The sequence below is a fragment of the Litorimonas cladophorae genome (genome assembly GCF_014652455.1).
Taxonomy (GTDB): Bacteria; Pseudomonadota; Alphaproteobacteria; order Caulobacterales; family Maricaulaceae; genus Litorimonas; species Litorimonas cladophorae.
On sequence record NZ_BMYV01000004.1, the window covers coordinates 1 to 17,983 of the forward strand.

15 protein-coding genes and 1 tRNA gene are annotated in these 17,983 nt (G+C 51.0%); 13 read left to right on the forward strand and 3 right to left on the reverse strand.

Annotated elements, in window-relative coordinates; genetic code table 11:
• From IE073_RS13785 to rpoC, 11 genes are all read left to right on the forward strand, one after another.
• Window positions 1–95, forward strand: a 95-nt coding sequence (locus tag IE073_RS13785) for an EF-Tu C-terminal domain-related protein (protein WP_189579638.1), incomplete at its 5' end; no start/stop codon positions are given.
• Window positions 96–164: 69 nt separating this feature from the next.
• A tRNA-Trp gene (locus IE073_RS13790) sits at window positions 165–240 on the forward strand.
• Between the two features lie 134 nt (window positions 241–374).
• The gene (gene secE / locus IE073_RS13795; RefSeq protein WP_189587130.1) at window positions 375–665 is read left to right on the forward strand and encodes a preprotein translocase subunit SecE; all 291 of its coding nucleotides are present in this window, start codon (window positions 375–377) and stop codon (window positions 663–665) included.
• 3 nt (window positions 666–668) lie between these two features.
• Complete coding sequence (gene nusG, locus IE073_RS13800) at window positions 669–1,199, forward strand: transcription termination/antitermination protein NusG (RefSeq protein ID WP_189587131.1); 531 nt, start codon at window positions 669–671, stop codon at window positions 1,197–1,199.
• 253 nt (window positions 1,200–1,452) lie between these two features.
• Window positions 1,453–1,884, forward strand: a complete 432-nt coding sequence (rplK, locus tag IE073_RS13805; protein ID WP_189587132.1) for a 50S ribosomal protein L11 — start codon at window positions 1,453–1,455, stop codon at window positions 1,882–1,884.
• 2 nt (window positions 1,885–1,886) lie between these two features.
• On the forward strand, window positions 1,887–2,576 hold the full coding sequence (gene rplA, locus IE073_RS13810) for a 50S ribosomal protein L1 (RefSeq protein WP_189587133.1): 690 nt from the start codon (window positions 1,887–1,889) through the stop codon (window positions 2,574–2,576).
• Between the two features lie 329 nt (window positions 2,577–2,905).
• Window positions 2,906–3,421, forward strand: a complete 516-nt coding sequence (gene rplJ, locus IE073_RS13815) for a 50S ribosomal protein L10 (protein WP_189587134.1) — start codon at window positions 2,906–2,908, stop codon at window positions 3,419–3,421.
• Window positions 3,422–3,497: 76 nt separating this feature from the next.
• Window positions 3,498–3,866: a 50S ribosomal protein L7/L12 gene (gene rplL / locus IE073_RS13820; protein WP_189587135.1), complete on the forward strand. Its 369-nt coding sequence runs from the start codon at window positions 3,498–3,500 to the stop codon at window positions 3,864–3,866.
• Window positions 3,867–4,110: 244 nt separating this feature from the next.
• Complete coding sequence (gene rpoB / locus IE073_RS13825) at window positions 4,111–8,196, forward strand: DNA-directed RNA polymerase subunit beta (protein WP_189587136.1); 4,086 nt, start codon at window positions 4,111–4,113, stop codon at window positions 8,194–8,196.
• Complete coding sequence (locus tag IE073_RS13830) at window positions 8,189–8,557, forward strand: ribonuclease E inhibitor RraB (RefSeq protein WP_189587137.1); 369 nt, start codon at window positions 8,189–8,191, stop codon at window positions 8,555–8,557. The genes rpoB and IE073_RS13830 overlap by 8 nt, the downstream gene beginning before the upstream one ends.
• A 1-nt stretch (window position 8,558) precedes the next feature.
• On the forward strand, window positions 8,559–12,725 hold the full coding sequence (gene rpoC, locus IE073_RS13835; RefSeq protein ID WP_189587138.1) for a DNA-directed RNA polymerase subunit beta': 4,167 nt from the start codon (window positions 8,559–8,561) through the stop codon (window positions 12,723–12,725).
• Window positions 12,726–12,913: 188 nt separating this feature from the next.
• Here the strand turns inward: rpoC and IE073_RS13840 are convergent, their stop codons facing one another.
• From IE073_RS13840 to IE073_RS13850, 3 genes are all read right to left on the reverse strand, one after another.
• Window positions 12,914–13,486 (reverse strand): EF-hand domain-containing protein, encoded by a 573-nt coding sequence (locus tag IE073_RS13840; protein WP_189587139.1) that lies wholly within the window; start codon window positions 13,484–13,486, stop codon window positions 12,914–12,916.
• Between the two features lie 250 nt (window positions 13,487–13,736).
• Window positions 13,737–14,330 (reverse strand): GNAT family N-acetyltransferase, encoded by a 594-nt coding sequence (locus tag IE073_RS13845; RefSeq protein WP_189587140.1) that lies wholly within the window; start codon window positions 14,328–14,330, stop codon window positions 13,737–13,739.
• A gap of 160 nt (window positions 14,331–14,490) precedes the next feature.
• Window positions 14,491–15,540, reverse strand: coding sequence for a PAS domain-containing sensor histidine kinase (locus IE073_RS13850; protein WP_189587141.1), 1,050 nt, complete (start codon window positions 15,538–15,540; stop codon window positions 14,491–14,493).
• 780 nt (window positions 15,541–16,320) lie between these two features.
• Between IE073_RS13850 and IE073_RS13855 the strand changes: the two genes are divergently transcribed.
• Together IE073_RS13855 and IE073_RS13860 are read left to right on the forward strand one after the other, a co-directional pair.
• Complete coding sequence (locus IE073_RS13855) at window positions 16,321–16,659, forward strand: hypothetical protein (protein WP_189587142.1); 339 nt, start codon at window positions 16,321–16,323, stop codon at window positions 16,657–16,659.
• 93 nt (window positions 16,660–16,752) lie between these two features.
• On the forward strand, window positions 16,753–17,979 hold the full coding sequence (locus IE073_RS13860) for a dipeptidase (protein WP_189587143.1): 1,227 nt from the start codon (window positions 16,753–16,755) through the stop codon (window positions 17,977–17,979).
• The last annotated feature ends 4 nt before the right edge of the window (window positions 17,980–17,983 follow it).

The following is a 17,983-nucleotide window of genomic DNA, read 5'->3' on the forward strand; positions in this document are numbered from 1 at the left end:
TCGTACCAATCGCCATGGAAGAGAAGCTCCGCTTCGCGATCCGCGAAGGTGGCCGTACAGTTGGCGCCGGCGTTGTTGCAAAGATTATCGAATAGGCTGAAATATAACATATTGAACGGGCGCTCTGTGCTGAGGGTCCGTTCAAATATCCGGATCGAACGGAAACGGGCATAGCTCAGTTGGTAGAGCACTGGATTCCAAATCCAGGTGTCGGGGGTTCGAGTCCTCCTGCCCGTGCCAGTCGACATCCAGTTCTAGGCCTTGTAAATGGGCCGCGGACACACAAAATAACGCGTTGCTGCTAAATTTTGGTGGTGCGCGTTTTGGCCGTTAAAATCTAGAAATAGATTAGGTCGCAGAAATTTAGGAATGTAATGCCTAAGAGTAAGAACAAGCGGAAGAATGCGGGCAAAAAGCCCGCGGCAGCACCTGTTGTTGCAACGTCTCCGGCTGGATCTGAGTCAGTTGCGCCTAAAGTTGGTCCTATCAAATATGTGGGTCAGGTACGTCAGGAAGCTCGCCGGGTTGTTTGGCCGGGTTGGCCAGAGGTCTGGAAGACAACAATCCTTGTGATGCTACTCTTTGTCTTGATGGGTGTCTTTTTCTTCATTGTCGATTGGGCCTTGGCTAACATCGTTCAACTTGTTCTCGGTCTCGGAGATTAACGCATGGCAGCCAAATGGTATATCGTTCAGGCTTACTCGAATTTTGAGAAGCGCGTGAAGGAGACTTTAGAGCGTGATGCGGCTGAAAAAGGTCTGGATCACCTCTTCGAGGAGATACTCGTGCCAACCGAAACCGTTGTTGAGGTCCGTAAGGGCCGAAAAATGGAATCCGAACGCAAGTTTTTCCCAGGTTACGTGTTGGTGAAGGTCGATCTGACGGATGAAGCCTATCATTTGGTGAAAAATACACCAAAGGTCACGGGCTTTCTTGGCTCAACCACGAAGCCTATGCCTGTTTCTGAGAAAGAAGTTGAGCGCATCGTGGGTCAGATCCAAGAGGGTGTTGATAGTCCGCGCCCAATGATCAGCTTCGATATTGGCGAGATCGTCAAAGTCGTCGATGGCCCTTTCCAGAGCTTCAATGGTACTGTTGAAAGTGTCGATGAAGAGAGCGCGCGCTTGAAGGTTCTAATTAACATTTTTGGTCAGGGCACGCCTGTCGAACTGAATTACACGCAAGTTGAAAAGTCGTAATTAGCCGGATTTCCTGAAAGGAAAATTGGCATCAAAGGCAACGGTCTTGGTTGTTTTTGTAAAAGAATATAGAATTTCTCCTTCGGGAGATTGAGAGCCGAAACGACGAAGATTGTCGTTTCGGGTGTTGATATTCTCCTTCGGGGAAAATCAGCGATGTGGGAGACGCCGCTAAGTCCAGCGGTTGTCGGACCACAAACCACGAAGGTAGAGGCAATTTCGCAGCTACCGCCGACACTTTAAGGAGTGGATTATGGCAAAGAAGATCAGTGGCTATATTAAGCTGACGATCCCAGCGGGTTCCGCGAACCCGTCTCCGCCGCTTGGGCCTGCATTGGGTCAACGAGGCGTGAATATTATGGAATTCGCAAAGGCGTTTAACGCAAAGACTGACGATTTGGAAAAAGGCGTTCCCACGCCAACCGTCATTACAGTCTTTTCCGACAAGTCTTTCACATTCATCACGAAATCGGCGCCTGCGTCTTATTACCTGAAAAAAGCTGCGGGCAAAAAGCAGGGTTCCAATAACCCTGGTTCCGAAGTTGGTGGCACGGTCACAATGGACCAGTGTCGCGAAATCGCTGAAGCAAAAATGGCTGATTTGTCCGCAAATGACGTCGAAGCTGGCGCACTCATCATCGCGGGCTCTGCTCGTTCGATGGGCTTTGAAGTGACGGGAGCTTAGACATGGCTGGTAAACGTTATAAGGCCGCCGCAGCTGCTGTTGACATCAATGTTGACATGACTGTCGCTGACGCCGTTGCTGTTATTAAGAAAAACGCCACAGCGAAATTTGACGAAACAATCGAAATCGCAATGAACTTGGGTGTTGATCCACGTCATGCTGACCAAATGGTCCGTGGTGTTTGTAATCTTCCAAACGGCACTGGCCGTTCTGTTCGTGTTGCTGTTTTTGCAAAAGACGCAAAGGCTGATGAAGCCCGCGCAGCTGGTGCAGATATTGTTGGTGCAGAAGATTTGGTCGAAATGATCCAAAATGGTGAAATGAATTTTGATCGCGTTATCGCATCACCTGACATGATGCCACTTGTTGGTCGTGTTGCCCGCGTCTTGGGTCCAAAAGGCATGATGCCAAACCCAAAAGTCGGAACAGTTACGCCGAATATCGCGAAAGCTGTTGAAGATGCCAAAGGCGGCGCTGTTGAATTCCGTGTTGAAAAAGCTGGCGTGATTCACGCAGGCGTTGGCAAAGCGTCCTTTACGGAAGCTAAGCTTGCTGAAAACGTTACGGCATTCCTCGGTGCCATCCAGAAGGCGCGTCCAACAGGTGCCAAGGGCACATTCGTGAAGAAGATCTGTTTGACGTCCACTATGGGCCCATCCGTTCGTATCAACACATCAGAAGTCCCGTCCTAGTTTTAGGCTACGGTATTTGATTTTAAGAATTTGGCGCAGGTTTTTGATCTGCGCCGACTACCGTCATCTGATTGATCTTCGATTGGTTTGATGACGGTCTGTCCAAGACCACCGGTGCGGATCAAAAGATCCACTTAATTTCCTGTGTAGACGGAGTGAGACCGAATTTCATGCGAGGCAACACTCCCTTTCGGAGAGGGGTTGTCTTCAAAGGATTTGGTTCGAGTTCTGGGACAGACACCTGCTTGCGGATTGTCTGGCAACAGATAGCCGCAGGTATTCTCAAGGGTTCCCGCATGGTGTGGGAGCTCACAACAAGGAGACCGCAAATGGACCGTTCTCAAAAAGAGATTGCTGTTAAAGAACTCACAGAGATCTTCGACGGCGCCGGATCCGTGGTGATGGCCGATTATTCGGGCATGACTGTTGCGGAAATGACGGAATTGCGTGCCAAGCTTCGTGAGCGTGGCGCAACGATCCGTGTTGTGAAAAACCGTTTGGCGAAAATCGCTATGAAAGGGAAACCTTTCGAAGCGGCTGCTGAGAAATTCACCGGACCTGTGGCAATTGCCTGGGCCGAGGACATGATCAGCGCGCCGAAAGTGACAGTTGAATATTCCAAAGACTCGACAGTGTTCGATATCATTGGTGGATTCATGGGTGAAGAAATCTTTGACGTCTCTGGCGTTGATGCTTTGTCCAAACTGCCATCCCGCGAGGAGCTTATCTCCATGTCGGCCCAACTTCTGTTGGCACCGGTTACGAGCATTGCTTCCGCCCTCACGTCGCAAGCTGGCAATATCGCTGGCAACATTGCAACGATCGAGGAAAAGGCTGCGGCTTAATTTCACAATTTCATTCTCGCAAACTCGACCTAAATCGCTCTCAAATTCGAGGGCAAAAACCTAAAGGAACTACATCATGGCTGATGTGAAAAAACTCGCAGAAGAACTCGTCAAGCTGACGATTTTGGAAGCAAAAGAACTAAACGACATCCTCAAAGATGAGTACGGCATCGAGCCAGCAGCTGCTGCTGTTGTTGCTGGTCCGGCTGCTGGCGGCGAAGCTGCTGCTGCAAAGACTGACTTTGACGTTGTCATGACATCTTTCGGCGGAAACAAAATCTCCGTCATTAAAGAAGTCCGTGCAATCACAGGTCTTGGCTTGAAAGAAGCTAAAGAGCTTGTCGAAGGCGCACCGAAAGCCGTCAAAGAAGGCGTGCCAGAGGCAGAAGCTAATGACATCAAAGAGAAACTTGAAGCAGCTGGCGCAACTGTCGAGCTCAAGTAGTCTTTTTGACGGGCCAGTCTTCTGGTCCCCAAAAACAAAGGGCGGCACGGGTTTTCCTGTGTCGCCCATTGCCGCATTTATTTGAGGCACGCATTTTCTGAGTTGGATTTGACATCCAATGATGTGGTTAAAATTCAGAAGAGACGACCTGCTGGGGCAGGCTAACCCCCACGAAATTTAGGGCTGACTTTTACGGGCGTGCACACCCGGATCAGATACGCCCACCAACGCAAAGGTTGCTTTGATGTCGCTTACATTCACTGGCAAGAAACGTATTCGCAAGAGCTTCGGCCGAATTCCCGAAGTTGTACGGATGCCGAACCTCATTGAGGTTCAGAAATCCTCATACAATCAATTCCTACAAAAGAGTATTCCGCACGAAGATCGTGGATCCGACGAAGGTATGAACGGTGTTTTTAACTCCGTCTTCCCCGTTCGTGATTTTTCTGATCGCGCAGTTTTGGAATATGTCTCTTTTGTTTTCGAAAAACCGAAATTTGACGAAGAAGAATGTCAACAACGTGACATTACCTACGCCGCCCCGTTGAAAGTCAAAATGCGTCTTGTCGTATTTGATGTCGACGATGATACAGGTGCGCGCTCTGTCAAAGACATTAAAGAGCAAGACGTTTATATGGGCGATATCCCGCTCATGACCGCAAAAGGTACGTTCATCGTGAACGGCACAGAGCGTGTGATCGTCTCGCAAATGCATCGTTCACCAGGTGTGTTCTTCTCCCATGATAAGGGTAAAGGCCATTCTTCTGGCAAGTTCCTGTTCTCCGCGCGCATCATTCCATATCGCGGTAGCTGGCTCGACTTTGAATTTGACGCCAAAGATATTCTTTATGCGCGGATTGACCGCCGCCGGAAATTGCCTGCGACGACAGTGCTCTATGCGCTTGGCATGACACGCGAAGAAATCCTCGAGCAGTATTACGAGAGCATCTCTTTCAAGCGTGACAAGAAGAAAGATGGCTGGACACGTCCATTCAATGCTGACGAATATCGTGGTGCGAAACTTTTGCGTGACTTGGTTGATGCCAAGACTGGCGAAGTTGTGGCACCTGCGGGTCGTAAATTGACGAAACGTGGCGCCAAGAAATTGGCTGATGATGGTGTGAAATCTGTTCTTATCTCCAATGAAGAAATGTCCGAGCGTTTTGTGGCTGGCGATATCGTCAACACCGAAACGGGCCAAATCTATTCTGAAGCGGGTGACGAGCTGTCCTTGGAAATCATGGACCAGATCAACGAAGCTGGCATCACTGAGCTATCCGTTCTGAACATCGATCACGTCAATGTCGGTCCATATATCCGGAACACATTGGCCGCCGATAAAAACGACAGCCGCGAAGGCGCATTGGTCGACATCTATCGCGTAATGCGTCCGGGTGAGCCGCCAACAGCTGAAGCTGCTGAAGATCTCTTCAATTCGCTCTTCTTTGATGGCGAGCGTTATGACCTCTCCGCCGTTGGCCGCGTGAAGATGAACCTTCGCATGGACATGCAAGACGTCGGTGATGAAATCCGCGTTCTTCGTAAAGAAGACATCTTGGCCGTTGTTGAGACGTTGACGAAATTGAAAGATGGCATTGGCTCCATCGACGATATCGATAACCTGGGTAACCGTCGTGTGCGGTCTGTTGGTGAGCTGATGCAAAACCAATATCGCATCGGTCTGCTGCGTATGGAACGTGCGATCAAAGAGCGTATGCAATCTGTCGATATCGAAACAGTTATGCCGCATGATTTGATCAATGCGAAACCAGCCGCTGCGGTTGTCCGCGAATTCTTCGGCTCCTCGCAGCTGTCGCAATTTATGGACCAAACGAACCCGCTTTCAGAGATTACGCATAAGCGTCGCCTCTCAGCGCTTGGACCTGGTGGTTTGACACGTGAACGCGCAGGCTTTGAAGTCCGCGATGTTCACCCAACCCATTATGGTCGTATCTGTCCGATTGAAACGCCAGAGGGACCAAACATTGGTCTAATTAACTCACTCGCCACACATGCGCGGGTGAACAAATATGGTTTCATCGAAAGCCCATATCGCAAAATCAACAAGGGTAAGTTGACCAGCGAAGTCGTCTATCTCTCCGCTATGGAAGAAGCGCGCTATTCCGTGGCTCAGGCGAACGCCAAAGTCACAGACAAGAACGAACTCGCAGAAGATTTCGTGACCTGTCGTGTAAATGGCGATGTGACACCGATTGCTCGCGAAGACGTGGACTTCATCGACGTTTCGCCGAAACAGCTTGTTTCTGTCGCTGCGGCGCTCATCCCGTTCCTCGAGAATGATGATGCGAACCGTGCGTTGATGGGATCAAACATGATGCGCCAAGCGGTGCCTCTCTTGAAGGCCGAAGCGCCTCTCGTGGGTACTGGCATGGAAAGCGTTGTGGCTCTGGATTCAGGTGCGACAGTCGCGGCGAAACGCAAGGGTGTTGTCGAACAAGTCGACGCCAAACGTATCGTTGTCCGTGCGACGGAAGAAACGGATTTGTCCGTTTCAGGTGTCGACATCTACAACTTGCTGAAATTCCAACGTTCGAACCAGTCGACCTGTATCAACCAGCGTCCACTCGTCAAAGTTGGCGATATCGTGAATGCTGGCGACATTATTGCTGATGGCCCGTCAACGGATCTTGGCGAATTGGCTTTGGGTAAAAACGTGCTCGTCGCGTTTATGCCGTGGAATGGCTATAACTTCGAAGACTCGATCTTGATCTCCGAGCGCATCGTGCGCGACGATGTCTATACATCGCTTCACATCGAAGAATTCTCCATCATGGCCCGCGATACGAAGCTTGGACCTGAAGAGATCACGCGCGACATTCCAAATGTTGGCGAAGAAACGCTCCGTAACCTGGACGAAGCCGGCATTGTTGCCGTTGGTGCCGAAGTTCATGCGGGCGATATTCTCGTCGGTAAAGTCACGCCAAAAGGCGAAAGCCCGATGACACCGGAAGAGAAACTCCTCCGGGCTATCTTTGGCGAGAAGGCCTCTGACGTGCGCGATACATCCCTCAAGCTCTCACCGGGCGCGTCGGGTACTGTTGTCGAAGTCCGTGTCTTCAACCGTCATGGTGTCGATAAAGATGAGCGCGCGATGCAAATCGAACGCGAAGAAATCGAAAGCCTCGGTAAAGACCGCGATGACGAGCTGAAAATCCTTGAGCGTTCGATCTATAACTCGGTTCAAAAGACACTCTTGGGCAAGAACGCTGTTTCTGGTCCACGTGGTTTCAAAAAAGGCCCCGTTACCGAAGAAACGCTGAACGATGTTCCGCGTTCTGATTGGTGGCGTATTGGTGTTGACGACGAGGAGGCCATTGGCCAACTTGAAGCCTTGAAAGAGCAATATGACTCCTCGAAACAGCGTCTTGACGCGCGCTTCGAAGATAAAGTCGACAAGCTCCAACGTGGTGATGAATTGCCACCGGGCGTCATGAAGATGGTCAAAGTCTTCGTAGCGGTTAAGCGTAAGCTTCAGCCGGGCGATAAGATGGCGGGTCGTCATGGTAACAAGGGTGTTATCTCCAAGATTAACCCTGTCGAAGACATGCCGTTCCTCGAAACTGGCCAAGCCGTTGATATCGTGTTGAACCCATTGGGTGTTCCATCGCGAATGAACGTCGGACAGATTCTCGAAACCCATATGGGTTGGGCTTGTGCAGGTATCGGTAAACTCATCGATGATGCGCTTGAGACTTATAAAATCGATCATGACATGGCGGCACTGCGCGAAGCGGTTCAGCATGGCTATGGCGAGGATGAAGTTCTGCCGCGTAAAAACGAAGAAATCATCGAACTTGCGGGCAATGTCACCGGCGGTGTGCCGATTGCGACACCTGTCTTTGACGGCGCACGTGAGCCAGATATTGTGAAACTTCTAGAGCGCGCGGGCCTAAATGGTTCGGGTCAGATGGTATTGCACGACGGTCGTACGGGTGAGAAATTCACGCGTCCTGTAACGGTCGGCTATAAGTATCTGCTCAAGCTTCACCATTTGGTTGATGACAAAATCCATGCCCGTTCAATCGGACCGTACTCCCTCGTTACCCAGCAACCGCTCGGTGGTAAGGCGCAGTTCGGTGGACAGCGCTTTGGTGAGATGGAAGTCTGGGCGCTTGAAGCTTATGGCGCGGCTTACACCTTGCAGGAAATGTTGACTGTCAAATCTGATGACGTGGCCGGCCGGACGAAAGTCTATGAGTCAATCGTCCGCGGTGATGACGGGTTTGAGGCTGGTATCCCAGAATCATTCAACGTTCTCGTCAAAGAGATCCGCTCGCTCGGCCTCAACGTCGAACTGACGAATGGATGATTGGTCTGATGATGCAGCGGTCATCGCTGCGCTCGATGAGCGCGGTGTTGATCGTTCTGCACCAATGGACGTAGAGTTTTACGGGTATGCCAAGGATATAGATCATGGAAGACGCATCTGCCAACATTTGGCTAATGCTAGTTTTCCCGGAGTTAAACTTGAAGGTGATGAGGGAACTCTGAGCTTTTTTGTAAAAACCCCGATGATTGTAGATTTGGAAAATGTTGTGTTGGTTCAAAAATCTTTGAACGAACACCTCGCGGCCTTCGAGGCCAAATGCGATGGTTGGGGTGTCATGACAGGACCCAAACCTAGCGTGGTAAAGCGGCTTTCAAGTCTCTTTGCGAAGAAAGGAAAATGACATGAACCAAGAGGTCATGAACATCTTTAACCCTGCGCAAGAAGGTCCAACCTTTGACCGCATTAAAATCTCTCTCGCCAGCCCGGAGAAAATCCTGAGCTGGTCCTTTGGCGAAATCAAAAAGCCAGAGACCATTAACTATCGCACGTTTAAGCCTGAAAAAGACGGCCTATTCTGCGCGCGTATCTTTGGCCCCGTCAAAGATTACGAATGTCTCTGCGGCAAATACAAACGCATGAAGTATAAAGGCGTTGTCTGCGAGAAATGCGGCGTCGAAGTCACTGTCACACGCGTCCGTCGTGAGCGCATGGGCCATATCGAGCTGGCTGCACCAGTTGCACATATCTGGTTCTTGAAGTCTTTGCCGTCTCGTATTTCGACAATGCTCAATATGACATTGAAAGAAGTTGAGCGCGTTCTCTACTTTGAATCATATATCGTCACAGAGCCTGGCTTGACCTCTCTTGGTGAGCGTCAAATCCTGTCCGAAGAAGAATATGTCGATGCACAAGCCGAATTCGGCGAAGACAGCTTTACGGCTGGCATCGGTGCTGAGGCGGTTCGCGACATGTTGCAAAACCTCGACCTCGAAGCAGAGATCGAGCGCACACGTTTCGACATGACAGAGACAGGCTCCGAGCTGAAATTGAAGAAGCTTTCCAAGCGTCTGAAATTGCTGGAAGCCTTCGTCACATCTGGCAACCGTCCAGAGTGGATGGTTCTCACCATCGTGCCTGTGATCCCGCCAGAGCTTCGCCCACTTGTCCCTCTGGATGGTGGCCGTTTTGCGACATCCGATCTGAACGATCTTTATCGCCGTGTGATCAACCGTAACAACCGTTTGAAGCGCCTGATCGAGCTTCGTGCCCCGGACATCATCATCCGTAACGAGAAGCGTATGCTTCAAGAATCCGTTGATGCCTTGTTTGATAACGGGCGTCGTGGTCGCGTCATCACGGGTGCGAATAAGCGTCCATTGAAGTCCATGTCCGACATGCTCAAAGGTAAGCAAGGTCGCTTCCGTCAAAACTTGCTCGGTAAGCGCGTTGATTATTCTGGTCGTTCCGTGATCGTGGTTGGTCCAGAGCTGAAACTCCACGAATGTGGTCTACCAAAGAAAATGGCGCTCGAGCTGTTTAAGCCATTCATCTATGCGCGTCTTGACGCCAAAGGCCTGTCTGGAACTGTTAAACAGTCTAAGAAATTGGTCGAAAAAGAGCGTCCAGAAGTTTGGGATATCCTCGACGAAGTTATTCGTGAACATCCAGTACTGCTTAACCGCGCGCCAACGCTCCATAGACTTGGTATCCAAGCTTTCGAACCTAAGCTGACAGAAGGTAAGGCGATCCGCCTTCACCCGCTCGTTTGTGCGGCGTTTAATGCTGACTTTGATGGCGACCAAATGGCCGTTCACGTGCCGTTGTCTATCGAAGCGCAACTCGAAGCGCGTGTCTTGATGATGTCGACGAACAACATTCTATCGCCTGCCAACGGCAAGCCGATTATTGTTCCATCGCAAGATATCGTCTTGGGTCTGTATTACATGTCCCTGATGCGTGACGGCGAAAAAGGTGAGGGCATGATGTTCGCATCTATGGCCGAACTTGAAATGGCCCTCGACGGCGGACACGTTGCTTTGCATGCCAAAGTCAAAGGTCGTTTCCCTGTGACGCAGCCTGATGGCACAACAACATATGAAGTTGCTGAAACATCTCCGGGTCGTTTGAAGCTGGCTGAATTCCTACCAAAGCATCACCTGATCCCTTACTCCGTCGTGAACAAAATTCTGACGAAGAAAGAAATCGGCAAGTTGATCGACATCGTCTATCGCCATGCTGGTCAGAAGGCGACTGTGATCTTTGCTGATAAGATGATGGGCCTCGGTTTCAAAGAAGCGGCGAAAGCCGGTATCTCCTTCGGTAAAGATGACATGATCATCCCCGACGCGAAATACACATTGGTTGCAGAAACATCTGCGGCTGTTTCGGCCTTTGAACAGCAATATGCTGACGGTCTCATCACAAAAGGCGAGAAGTACAACAAGGTTGTCGACGCTTGGTCCAAATGTACGGACAAAGTGGCGGACGCCATGATGGACGAAGCTGCGAAACCGCGTAAGACGATCAACTCGGTCTTCATGATGGCGGATTCTGGCGCTCGTGGTTCGAAAAACCAGATGAAACAGCTTGCGGGTATGCGCGGTCTTATGGCCAAACCATCCGGCGAGATTATCGAAACTCCGATTACGGCCAACTTTAAAGAAGGCCTGACCGTGATGGATTACTTTAACAGTACCCATGGTGCGCGGAAGGGTCTGGCTGATACCGCTCTTAAAACCGCTAACTCAGGTTACCTTACACGTCGTCTTGTTGACGTTGCGCAGGATTGTATCGTTACAGAGCAAGATTGTGGCACTGAAAACGGTATCGAACTGAAGCCAGTTGTCGACGGCGGTGACGTTGTTGTCTCCCTTGGCGAACGTTGCTTGGGCCGGACAACATCTGAGGATCTGCATGATCCGCGGACGGGTGAGCTGATGTATCCTGCCAACACATATGTTGACGAAGATATCGCGGCGGCCTTTGACGAATGTGGCGCACAAAACCTGCGTACACGTTCACCCCTGACTTGTGACACTGTCACTGGGATTTGTGCGACATGTTATGGTCGTGATCTGGCCCGTGGTACCAAAGTCAATATGGGTGAAGCTGTCGGTGTTATCGCGGCGCAATCCATTGGTGAACCTGGTACGCAGCTGACGATGCGGACGTTCCATATTGGTGGTACGGCTTCGGTTTCCGATAAATCGGTTATTGAATCCTCCAACGAAGGTACAATCCAGTACAATGATGACGACGTTATCAAGACAGCCACGAACTTCATTGCCAAAGCGCGTAAGATGGAGTTCCAGATTGTCGATAAAGACGGCAAAGAGCTGGAAACCTATAAGGTTGATTACGGTACACGCTTGACGCTGAAAAATGGCGCCAAAGTGGGCCGCGGTGATCGTCTGGCCGAATGGGATCCATATGCCACGCCAATCATCACGGAATTGGGCGGCACAGTACGCTTGCTCGATATCGTTGACGGTGTGTCCGCCAAAGAAGAAACCGATGAAGAGACTGGTATCTCCTCTAAGGTGATCGTTGACTGGCGTGCGTCTTCTAAATCCGGTGATATCCAGCCTGTTGCGGTTATCGAAGGTGAAGATGGTGAGCCGCTCAAACTGCCAAACGGCAACATTGCGCGCTATATGCTCGCAGTGGGCGCGATCCTCTCCGTCGAAGACGGTGCGAAGGTCAAGCCTGGTGCCATTTTGGCGCGTATTGCCAAAGGCGGCGCGACACAGCGTGACATTACCGGTGGTTTGCCGCGGGTTGCTGAATTGTTCGAAGCCCGTCGTCCGAAAGATGATGCGGTGATCGCCGATATCGACGGTAAGATCGAATTTACGCGTGACTATAAGAACAAGCGTAAAATCCAGATCACGCCAGAGAATGAAGATTTGGAGCCATCCTCCTTCCTCATCGCCAAAGGCAAGCATATGCTCGTCTCTGATGGTGATTTCGTGAAGAAGGGCGACTACCTCATCGATGGCAACCCAGCGCCGCATGATATTCTTGCGATTATGGGTGTCGAAGCTCTGGCTGAATACCTCGTGGACGAAGTCCAAGGCGTGTATCGTCTGCAAGGCGTGCCGATCAACGATAAGCATATCGAAGTGATCGTCCGTCAAATGTTGCAGAAGGTCGAAGTCTCCGATGTCGGTGACACAACGCTTCTTCGTAATGAGCAAATGGACAAAGTTGAGTTCAACAAAGTCAATGCGGCTCTCTTGGCCAAAGATAAGAATGCAACACCAGCTGTTGGCGTACCTGTCTTGCTCGGTATCACAAAAGCCTCGCTCCAGACGCGCTCCTTCATCTCTGCGGCGTCCTTCCAAGAAACCACACGCGTCCTTACGGAAGCCTCGGTTCTGGGCAAGGAAGACATGCTCGAAGGTCTGAAAGAGAACGTCATCGTGGGTCGTTTGATCCCAGCGGGTACAGGCTCGAACCTGCGGAAATATCAGAAGCTCGCAAACGATCGCGATCAGAAGTTCCTCGAAGATCGTGCCGCTGCGGCGCCGGCAATCGAAGAATTCCCGGCCGATATCGCCGACGATTAAAACACTGTTTCATCTGCCTTCGGGCAGAGCTGAACACAAAAAAGCCGCCTCTTGCAATTTGCAGGAGGCGGTTTTTTTATTGGGCATTACCATTTGACTGTCCCCACCCGGAAAACAAATTCGGGTAGGGCGCTTACGAGGGTGCGCGAGCCTCTATCATCGCAGCGTCATTGTTGGCAGCGCGTTCGCTAGCGCGGCGGGCGTCCGCCTCTGTCGCCGCCTTTGCCTCGTTTCTGCCCGCTCTCTTGGCCGCCTTGTTTGGCGCGGCCTCTCGGCGCTTCAAAGGCAATCAGCATTTCGCCGCGGGTCAGTTGACCGTCGCCATTTTTATCCAATCGAACAAATTCACGATCTAATTGGCTTGTAAATTCGGCCTTGGAAATCACGCCGTTGAAGTCCCTATCAAAGCTCATAAAATTTGGCATCGCATCTGTGGAACCCAGGGTCTCAACACTCCAGCGCGAGAATTGAATGGCGCTTGGGTTTTGAGTGAATGAGGCCCATTCGGCGTCAGCCCCCTTGGCAACTTCATTCGGTGTAACGACCTTATCGCGGTCCTCATCCATCTGACTGAATAGGGCCGCAACAGGATGCATGAAAGTCCCCGATGTTTTGATCGCTCGGTCTTGTCCGCCGCGCTCTTGACGATCAGGCGGTGGACCTCTGCGGTCTGATTTTGTGGCACAGGCCGATAGAGACATCACAGCGACCAAAGCGAGGGCCAATGTGATGCGGGGCGTCGGGTGTTGAAAAGATGTCATCGTCAAATCCTAAAGGGGCGACACAGGCATTGCGTCCCACACGTCGAAAATGCTGGCGCCTCACGTTGATTTCTCTGCAAGTCAATTGAGTAGAAAGGCCCAGGCAAACGGAAAATCCCGCTATGGTCGCGCCATAAATTGCTATCCTCAAGCCCTCAAATGACAAAATGGATACCGAACAATATGTAATGAAAGGGTGAGCCATCGTCCATGAAACGTCCATGATGAGATGTGAATGCGTGGATATTCCTTATCCGCTAAGAGCGTGTTGGACGTCCTTGAACATTTCCGCAACGGGCGCTCTTTTGGACATCTCTAGCCGTCCAAGGGCGGTTCTGAGATCTAATTCCATGTGAATCACACCTCCATTTGACGAAGACGGGACTGCGCCCATCGTTGTGAATAATGATCTGGCGCTCTTATTCTCGAACAGAACATCCAGATGGACGGTCTCATACCCTGAGGTCAGCGCATCGTGGAACAGACAGGACATCATCGCGCGCGCGACACCCAGGCCCTGATAGTCATCCAATACCGCCAAGGCGAAATCTCCCGTCGTCTCTGGGGCTGGGTCCGTCCGGATGATGTGGGCCGCAGCGATAGGCGGGTATGAGGGCAGGCTTGCATCCACTGCGCCCCAAGCCAAATGGTCGTCCGTGTCAAAATTTGTAAGTCTCTGCAGAACAGACGGTGGGGCTTGCTTGAAGCCCGAGAAAAATCGCAAATATCTTGATCGATCGGAAAGATCTTTGATGCCAGCCTCAATGAGTGGCGCATCTTCTGAAGTCAGTCGCCGCAAACAAAGTTTGCGACCATCCTTCATAACTGTGTGGATTGCCTCCATTTGGGGAGCATAGGACGAGGGCGCGCAAAACTTCCAGTCATTTTTGAAGGCCCTTATCCTTAAGATAAGACCGTTCTCATCGATTGATTTTCCAAGACCTCACGCACCCCCTTCGGCGACTGCGCGTTAAAGCAGAAACCTGATGGAAAAAATCTTTCAGCTACGTAGCATTCGGAAATTCAAGTTCAAACCGGGTTCCTGTCTGATCCGATGAAACCGCGACAGTCCCCTCATGGGCTTTGGCAATTTCCTTCACGATGAATAGACCTAACCCTAACCCTTGCAAAGACTCGCTTTCCTGTGGCCGCTTAAACGGTTCAAAAAGCCCCGACATAAGGTCACTAGAAATAGGTGTTCCGTGGTTGGTAACGCTCATGACAAATTTATTATCAATTTGTTCGGCCTTTACCCGAATGGGCGTGTCTTGTGATCCATGTGTCACAGCGTTGGCCAGCAAGTTTGATAAGGCCTGATCAATACGCGCGGCATCACATCGGACTTGCGCGTTGCAATCATAATCTAACTCAATTTTCCTTCCGGGATGACCCAGACTGATTTCGTCAATGACTTGCTGAAATCCCTCTTCCAAACTTGGCGAGTTTTGGGGTTCTATCGATATGCCGCCGCCCAGACGCGCACTCGCGAAATCCATTGTTTGATCAATTAACGTCGACATCCGTTGCACGCTATTTTCTATCGCTGCATACATTTTAGCGGTTTTTGGCGTGTGAGGTTCACGCCCCGCTATCCGTGCGGCCGCCCCGATTGAAGCCAGCGGATTTCTCAAATCGTGGCTCAAAATCGCAACAAATTGTTCTCTTAGTTGCCCCTCTTCTTCTTTTGTTTGCAGCGCCCGGGCTGTTGTTTTGGCTTCTGTAATATCGCGCGCGCTACAGACAAATATATCGCCTTCTGGGACCGCGACCCATGACAACCACTTGTACTCCCCGTTCTTACAGCGATAGCGGTTTTCAAAATGCAAAGCCGCCAGACCATCTTTCAGGGATGCAAATACTGAATTTGTCTTCTCTATATCATCGGGATGAATGAATTCAGAGAAGACCATATTTTTAATTTCGGCATCTTTCCACCCTAGCAAAGTTTGCCAAGCGGGATTTGTCTCAAAAAACACGCCTTCTTGATTCACCAAACCCAGTAAATCGGGCGAGAGACGCCAAGTTCTACTCTGTGAATTTTCAGTAAGTGGCATATCAATATCGCTAAAGGCTTTTAAAACACATATATTATGGCTGCGGCTATTAATAGGGGGACGCCAAGCGTTTCCAAATCCAATGTATTTCAAAAGCCTGCTTGATCGCCTCAGCGACGTCGACGCCACTGAGAGAGGCATTCTAGCCTTATTTCCGATTTGTGAGAGGACTTCTTTGCTCGCGTGAGGTGTATCACCTAACCAACGCTATGCCCGGCCCAGCTCACGCCCCGAAGGCAACATGAAACCCAGTCATCGGTTCGCCTGCGATGTATTCGTGAACTTTAATCCCGCCTTTCATCCGTCGCAATCCCCCATCAAACTGTACCTTCAAGAAATCTAATCCTCGCTTTCGATTTTACCCCTATTTTTAAATGGTTCCGATGACATGGACAGGCAATCGATCGTGGTTTGTTGGTCATTGGACGGTGGGGTTGAGCATTCAGGGTACGAACCTGAACTGTGCCGGGCCTTTTGAAGCGAGCGCACGACATTGCGTGTCCGGGTCTGGAAGGCAGGCTCCGACGTGTAACTATGACCAGCCGTTACCGTTTCATCAAAAACTGCTGCCGCGTGGCCAAGCAATTAAGCAAAAGCTTAAATGCGGGGTATTTGCGTAAAACAACTTTTCTATTTTGGTATTCCATCGCGGATATCGACCACGCGGACAGTCCTAATCGCAGGATGTTATCGCCTTTGCTGGTTCTCTTTGAAAAAATGAGGGCAGTGGGACGAAGCGGCTGCGCCCCTCTCTTTCGTTCCCAATCATATGGACTTGCCATGACACGCCCCTCTCATTTTCTAAATAATACATCTCTCAAAGGGAACGCCACGCCCCAAACCCAATCCCTGCAAGACCAATTACTGGAAACGCGTTTGCGCATTGAACAGGCGAAGCTCGCGAAATTGGAATCCGATATCCCAGACCCCACACCCAAATATACGCGGTATGAAGACATGCCACCGCCCACACCGGAGGACGAGGCGCGGTTTGAAGCCCAGTTTAGAGAGCTGATCGCAGCATTAGATAGTGAAGAGATAGAGCAACGATTAAATCGATTTAGGACACCCGAGAATATTGCCCTTAGGCAGCAGCTGAAAGAGCTGGGCGTCCTCTAATTTTTCACATGATTTAGAATTTGCCTTTGCATTCGGAAAGACTCAGGAACACAGTCCCAACAGATAGTGTTGATAAAATTCAGGAGTTCCGTAATGAAACACAATGTTAAGCCCAGCCTCGCCCTTACCGCTGCGCTTCTTCTCTCGGCCAGTGTTGTTACGGGTTGCGCGACCACGCCATTGACGATGGCCGATGTGCCAGCGGTGCATGATCGGACGCTGACGCTGGATACGCATATCGACATTCCGCTGACCTATATCAAAGAGATCGACCCGTCAGGCCCGACCGCCTTGCAGGTTGATTTACCGAAGCTGGACGCGGGACAACTCGATAGTGGTTTCTGGATTGTCTACACACCGCAAGGTGAATTGACGACGGCGGGCATCGCCGCGGCGCAAGCGATTTCGGAAACCCGTTTGGATGCGATCTGTAAGCTGACACAAAATTTCCCCGAGAGTTTTGGTCTCGCCAAAACGGCCGATGATGTCCGCCGCATCACCGATGAGGGCCGTCATGCCGTTTTGATCGGGATGGAAAACGCCTATCCCTTGGGCCTGACGGGATATGAGGAAGAGCTGAAAATCTATACGGAAATTGGCGTCCGCTATGTTGGACTAACCCATTTTGGGCATAATCAGTTCGGTGATAGTTCCAACCCACATCCGACCCGCGACAACGGTCCGAAATGGGGCGGTCTCTCGCCTGATGGACGCAAGCTGGTCGATATTCTCAACAAAAACGGGATTATGGTCGATGTCTCCCATGCGGGGAAAGCGACGATGATGCAGGCCGCTGATCTCTCCCGCGCGCCGATCATTGCCTCACATTCTGGCGTGAAAGCCGTTGCTGACACGGCGCGGAATTTGGATGATGAGCAGCTGCGTAAAATCGCGGAGGTCAACGGTGTCGCGCAAATGGTGGCATTGGGGTCCTATGTGAAACTGCCAACAGCCAAACAGGCAGCAGCACGCGAAGCCTTAGACAAAGAATTTGGGGATCGCAGCGGGTGGTGGCCCTCAAAGCAGGCACGATATGACGAGCGTCGCAAAAAGATCGCCGCTATGGCACCAGAGGCGACCGTGGCGGATTTTGTCGACCACATTGACCATGCGGTAAAGGTCGCGGGTATTGACCATGTCGGCATCGCGTCGGATTTCGATGGCGGCGGCGGCATTGACGGCTGGAAGGATGCGTCAGAAACTCAAAACGTCACAGCCGAGTTGGTTAAACGCGGATATTCCGAAGCTGATATTGCCAAAATCTGGGGCGGAAACTTGCTCCGCGTGATGGAAGCGGTTGAGGTCGTCGCCGAACAATAAGGCG

Coding starts and splice junctions, on each gene's coding strand:
- rpoC (WP_189587138.1), top strand. CDS start 8,559: ATGAACCAAGAGGTCATGAACATCTTTAACCCTGCGCAAGAAGGTCCA.
- rplJ (WP_189587134.1), top strand. CDS start 2,906: ATGGACCGTTCTCAAAAAGAGATTGCTGTTAAAGAACTCACAGAGATC.
- rplK (WP_189587132.1), top strand. CDS start 1,453: ATGGCAAAGAAGATCAGTGGCTATATTAAGCTGACGATCCCAGCGGGT.
- rplL (WP_189587135.1), top strand. CDS start 3,498: ATGGCTGATGTGAAAAAACTCGCAGAAGAACTCGTCAAGCTGACGATT.
- rpoB (WP_189587136.1), top strand. CDS start 4,111: ATGTCGCTTACATTCACTGGCAAGAAACGTATTCGCAAGAGCTTCGGC.
- IE073_RS13860 (WP_189587143.1), top strand. CDS start 16,753: ATGAAACACAATGTTAAGCCCAGCCTCGCCCTTACCGCTGCGCTTCTT.
- nusG (WP_189587131.1), top strand. CDS start 669: ATGGCAGCCAAATGGTATATCGTTCAGGCTTACTCGAATTTTGAGAAG.
- IE073_RS13830 (WP_189587137.1), top strand. CDS start 8,189: ATGGATGATTGGTCTGATGATGCAGCGGTCATCGCTGCGCTCGATGAG.
- IE073_RS13845 (WP_189587140.1), bottom strand. CDS start 14,330: ATGGAGGCAATCCACACAGTTATGAAGGATGGTCGCAAACTTTGTTTG.
- secE (WP_189587130.1), top strand. CDS start 375: ATGCCTAAGAGTAAGAACAAGCGGAAGAATGCGGGCAAAAAGCCCGCG.
- IE073_RS13850 (WP_189587141.1), bottom strand. CDS start 15,540: ATGCCACTTACTGAAAATTCACAGAGTAGAACTTGGCGTCTCTCGCCC.
- IE073_RS13840 (WP_189587139.1), bottom strand. CDS start 13,486: ATGACATCTTTTCAACACCCGACGCCCCGCATCACATTGGCCCTCGCT.
- IE073_RS13855 (WP_189587142.1), top strand. CDS start 16,321: ATGACACGCCCCTCTCATTTTCTAAATAATACATCTCTCAAAGGGAAC.
- rplA (WP_189587133.1), top strand. CDS start 1,887: ATGGCTGGTAAACGTTATAAGGCCGCCGCAGCTGCTGTTGACATCAAT.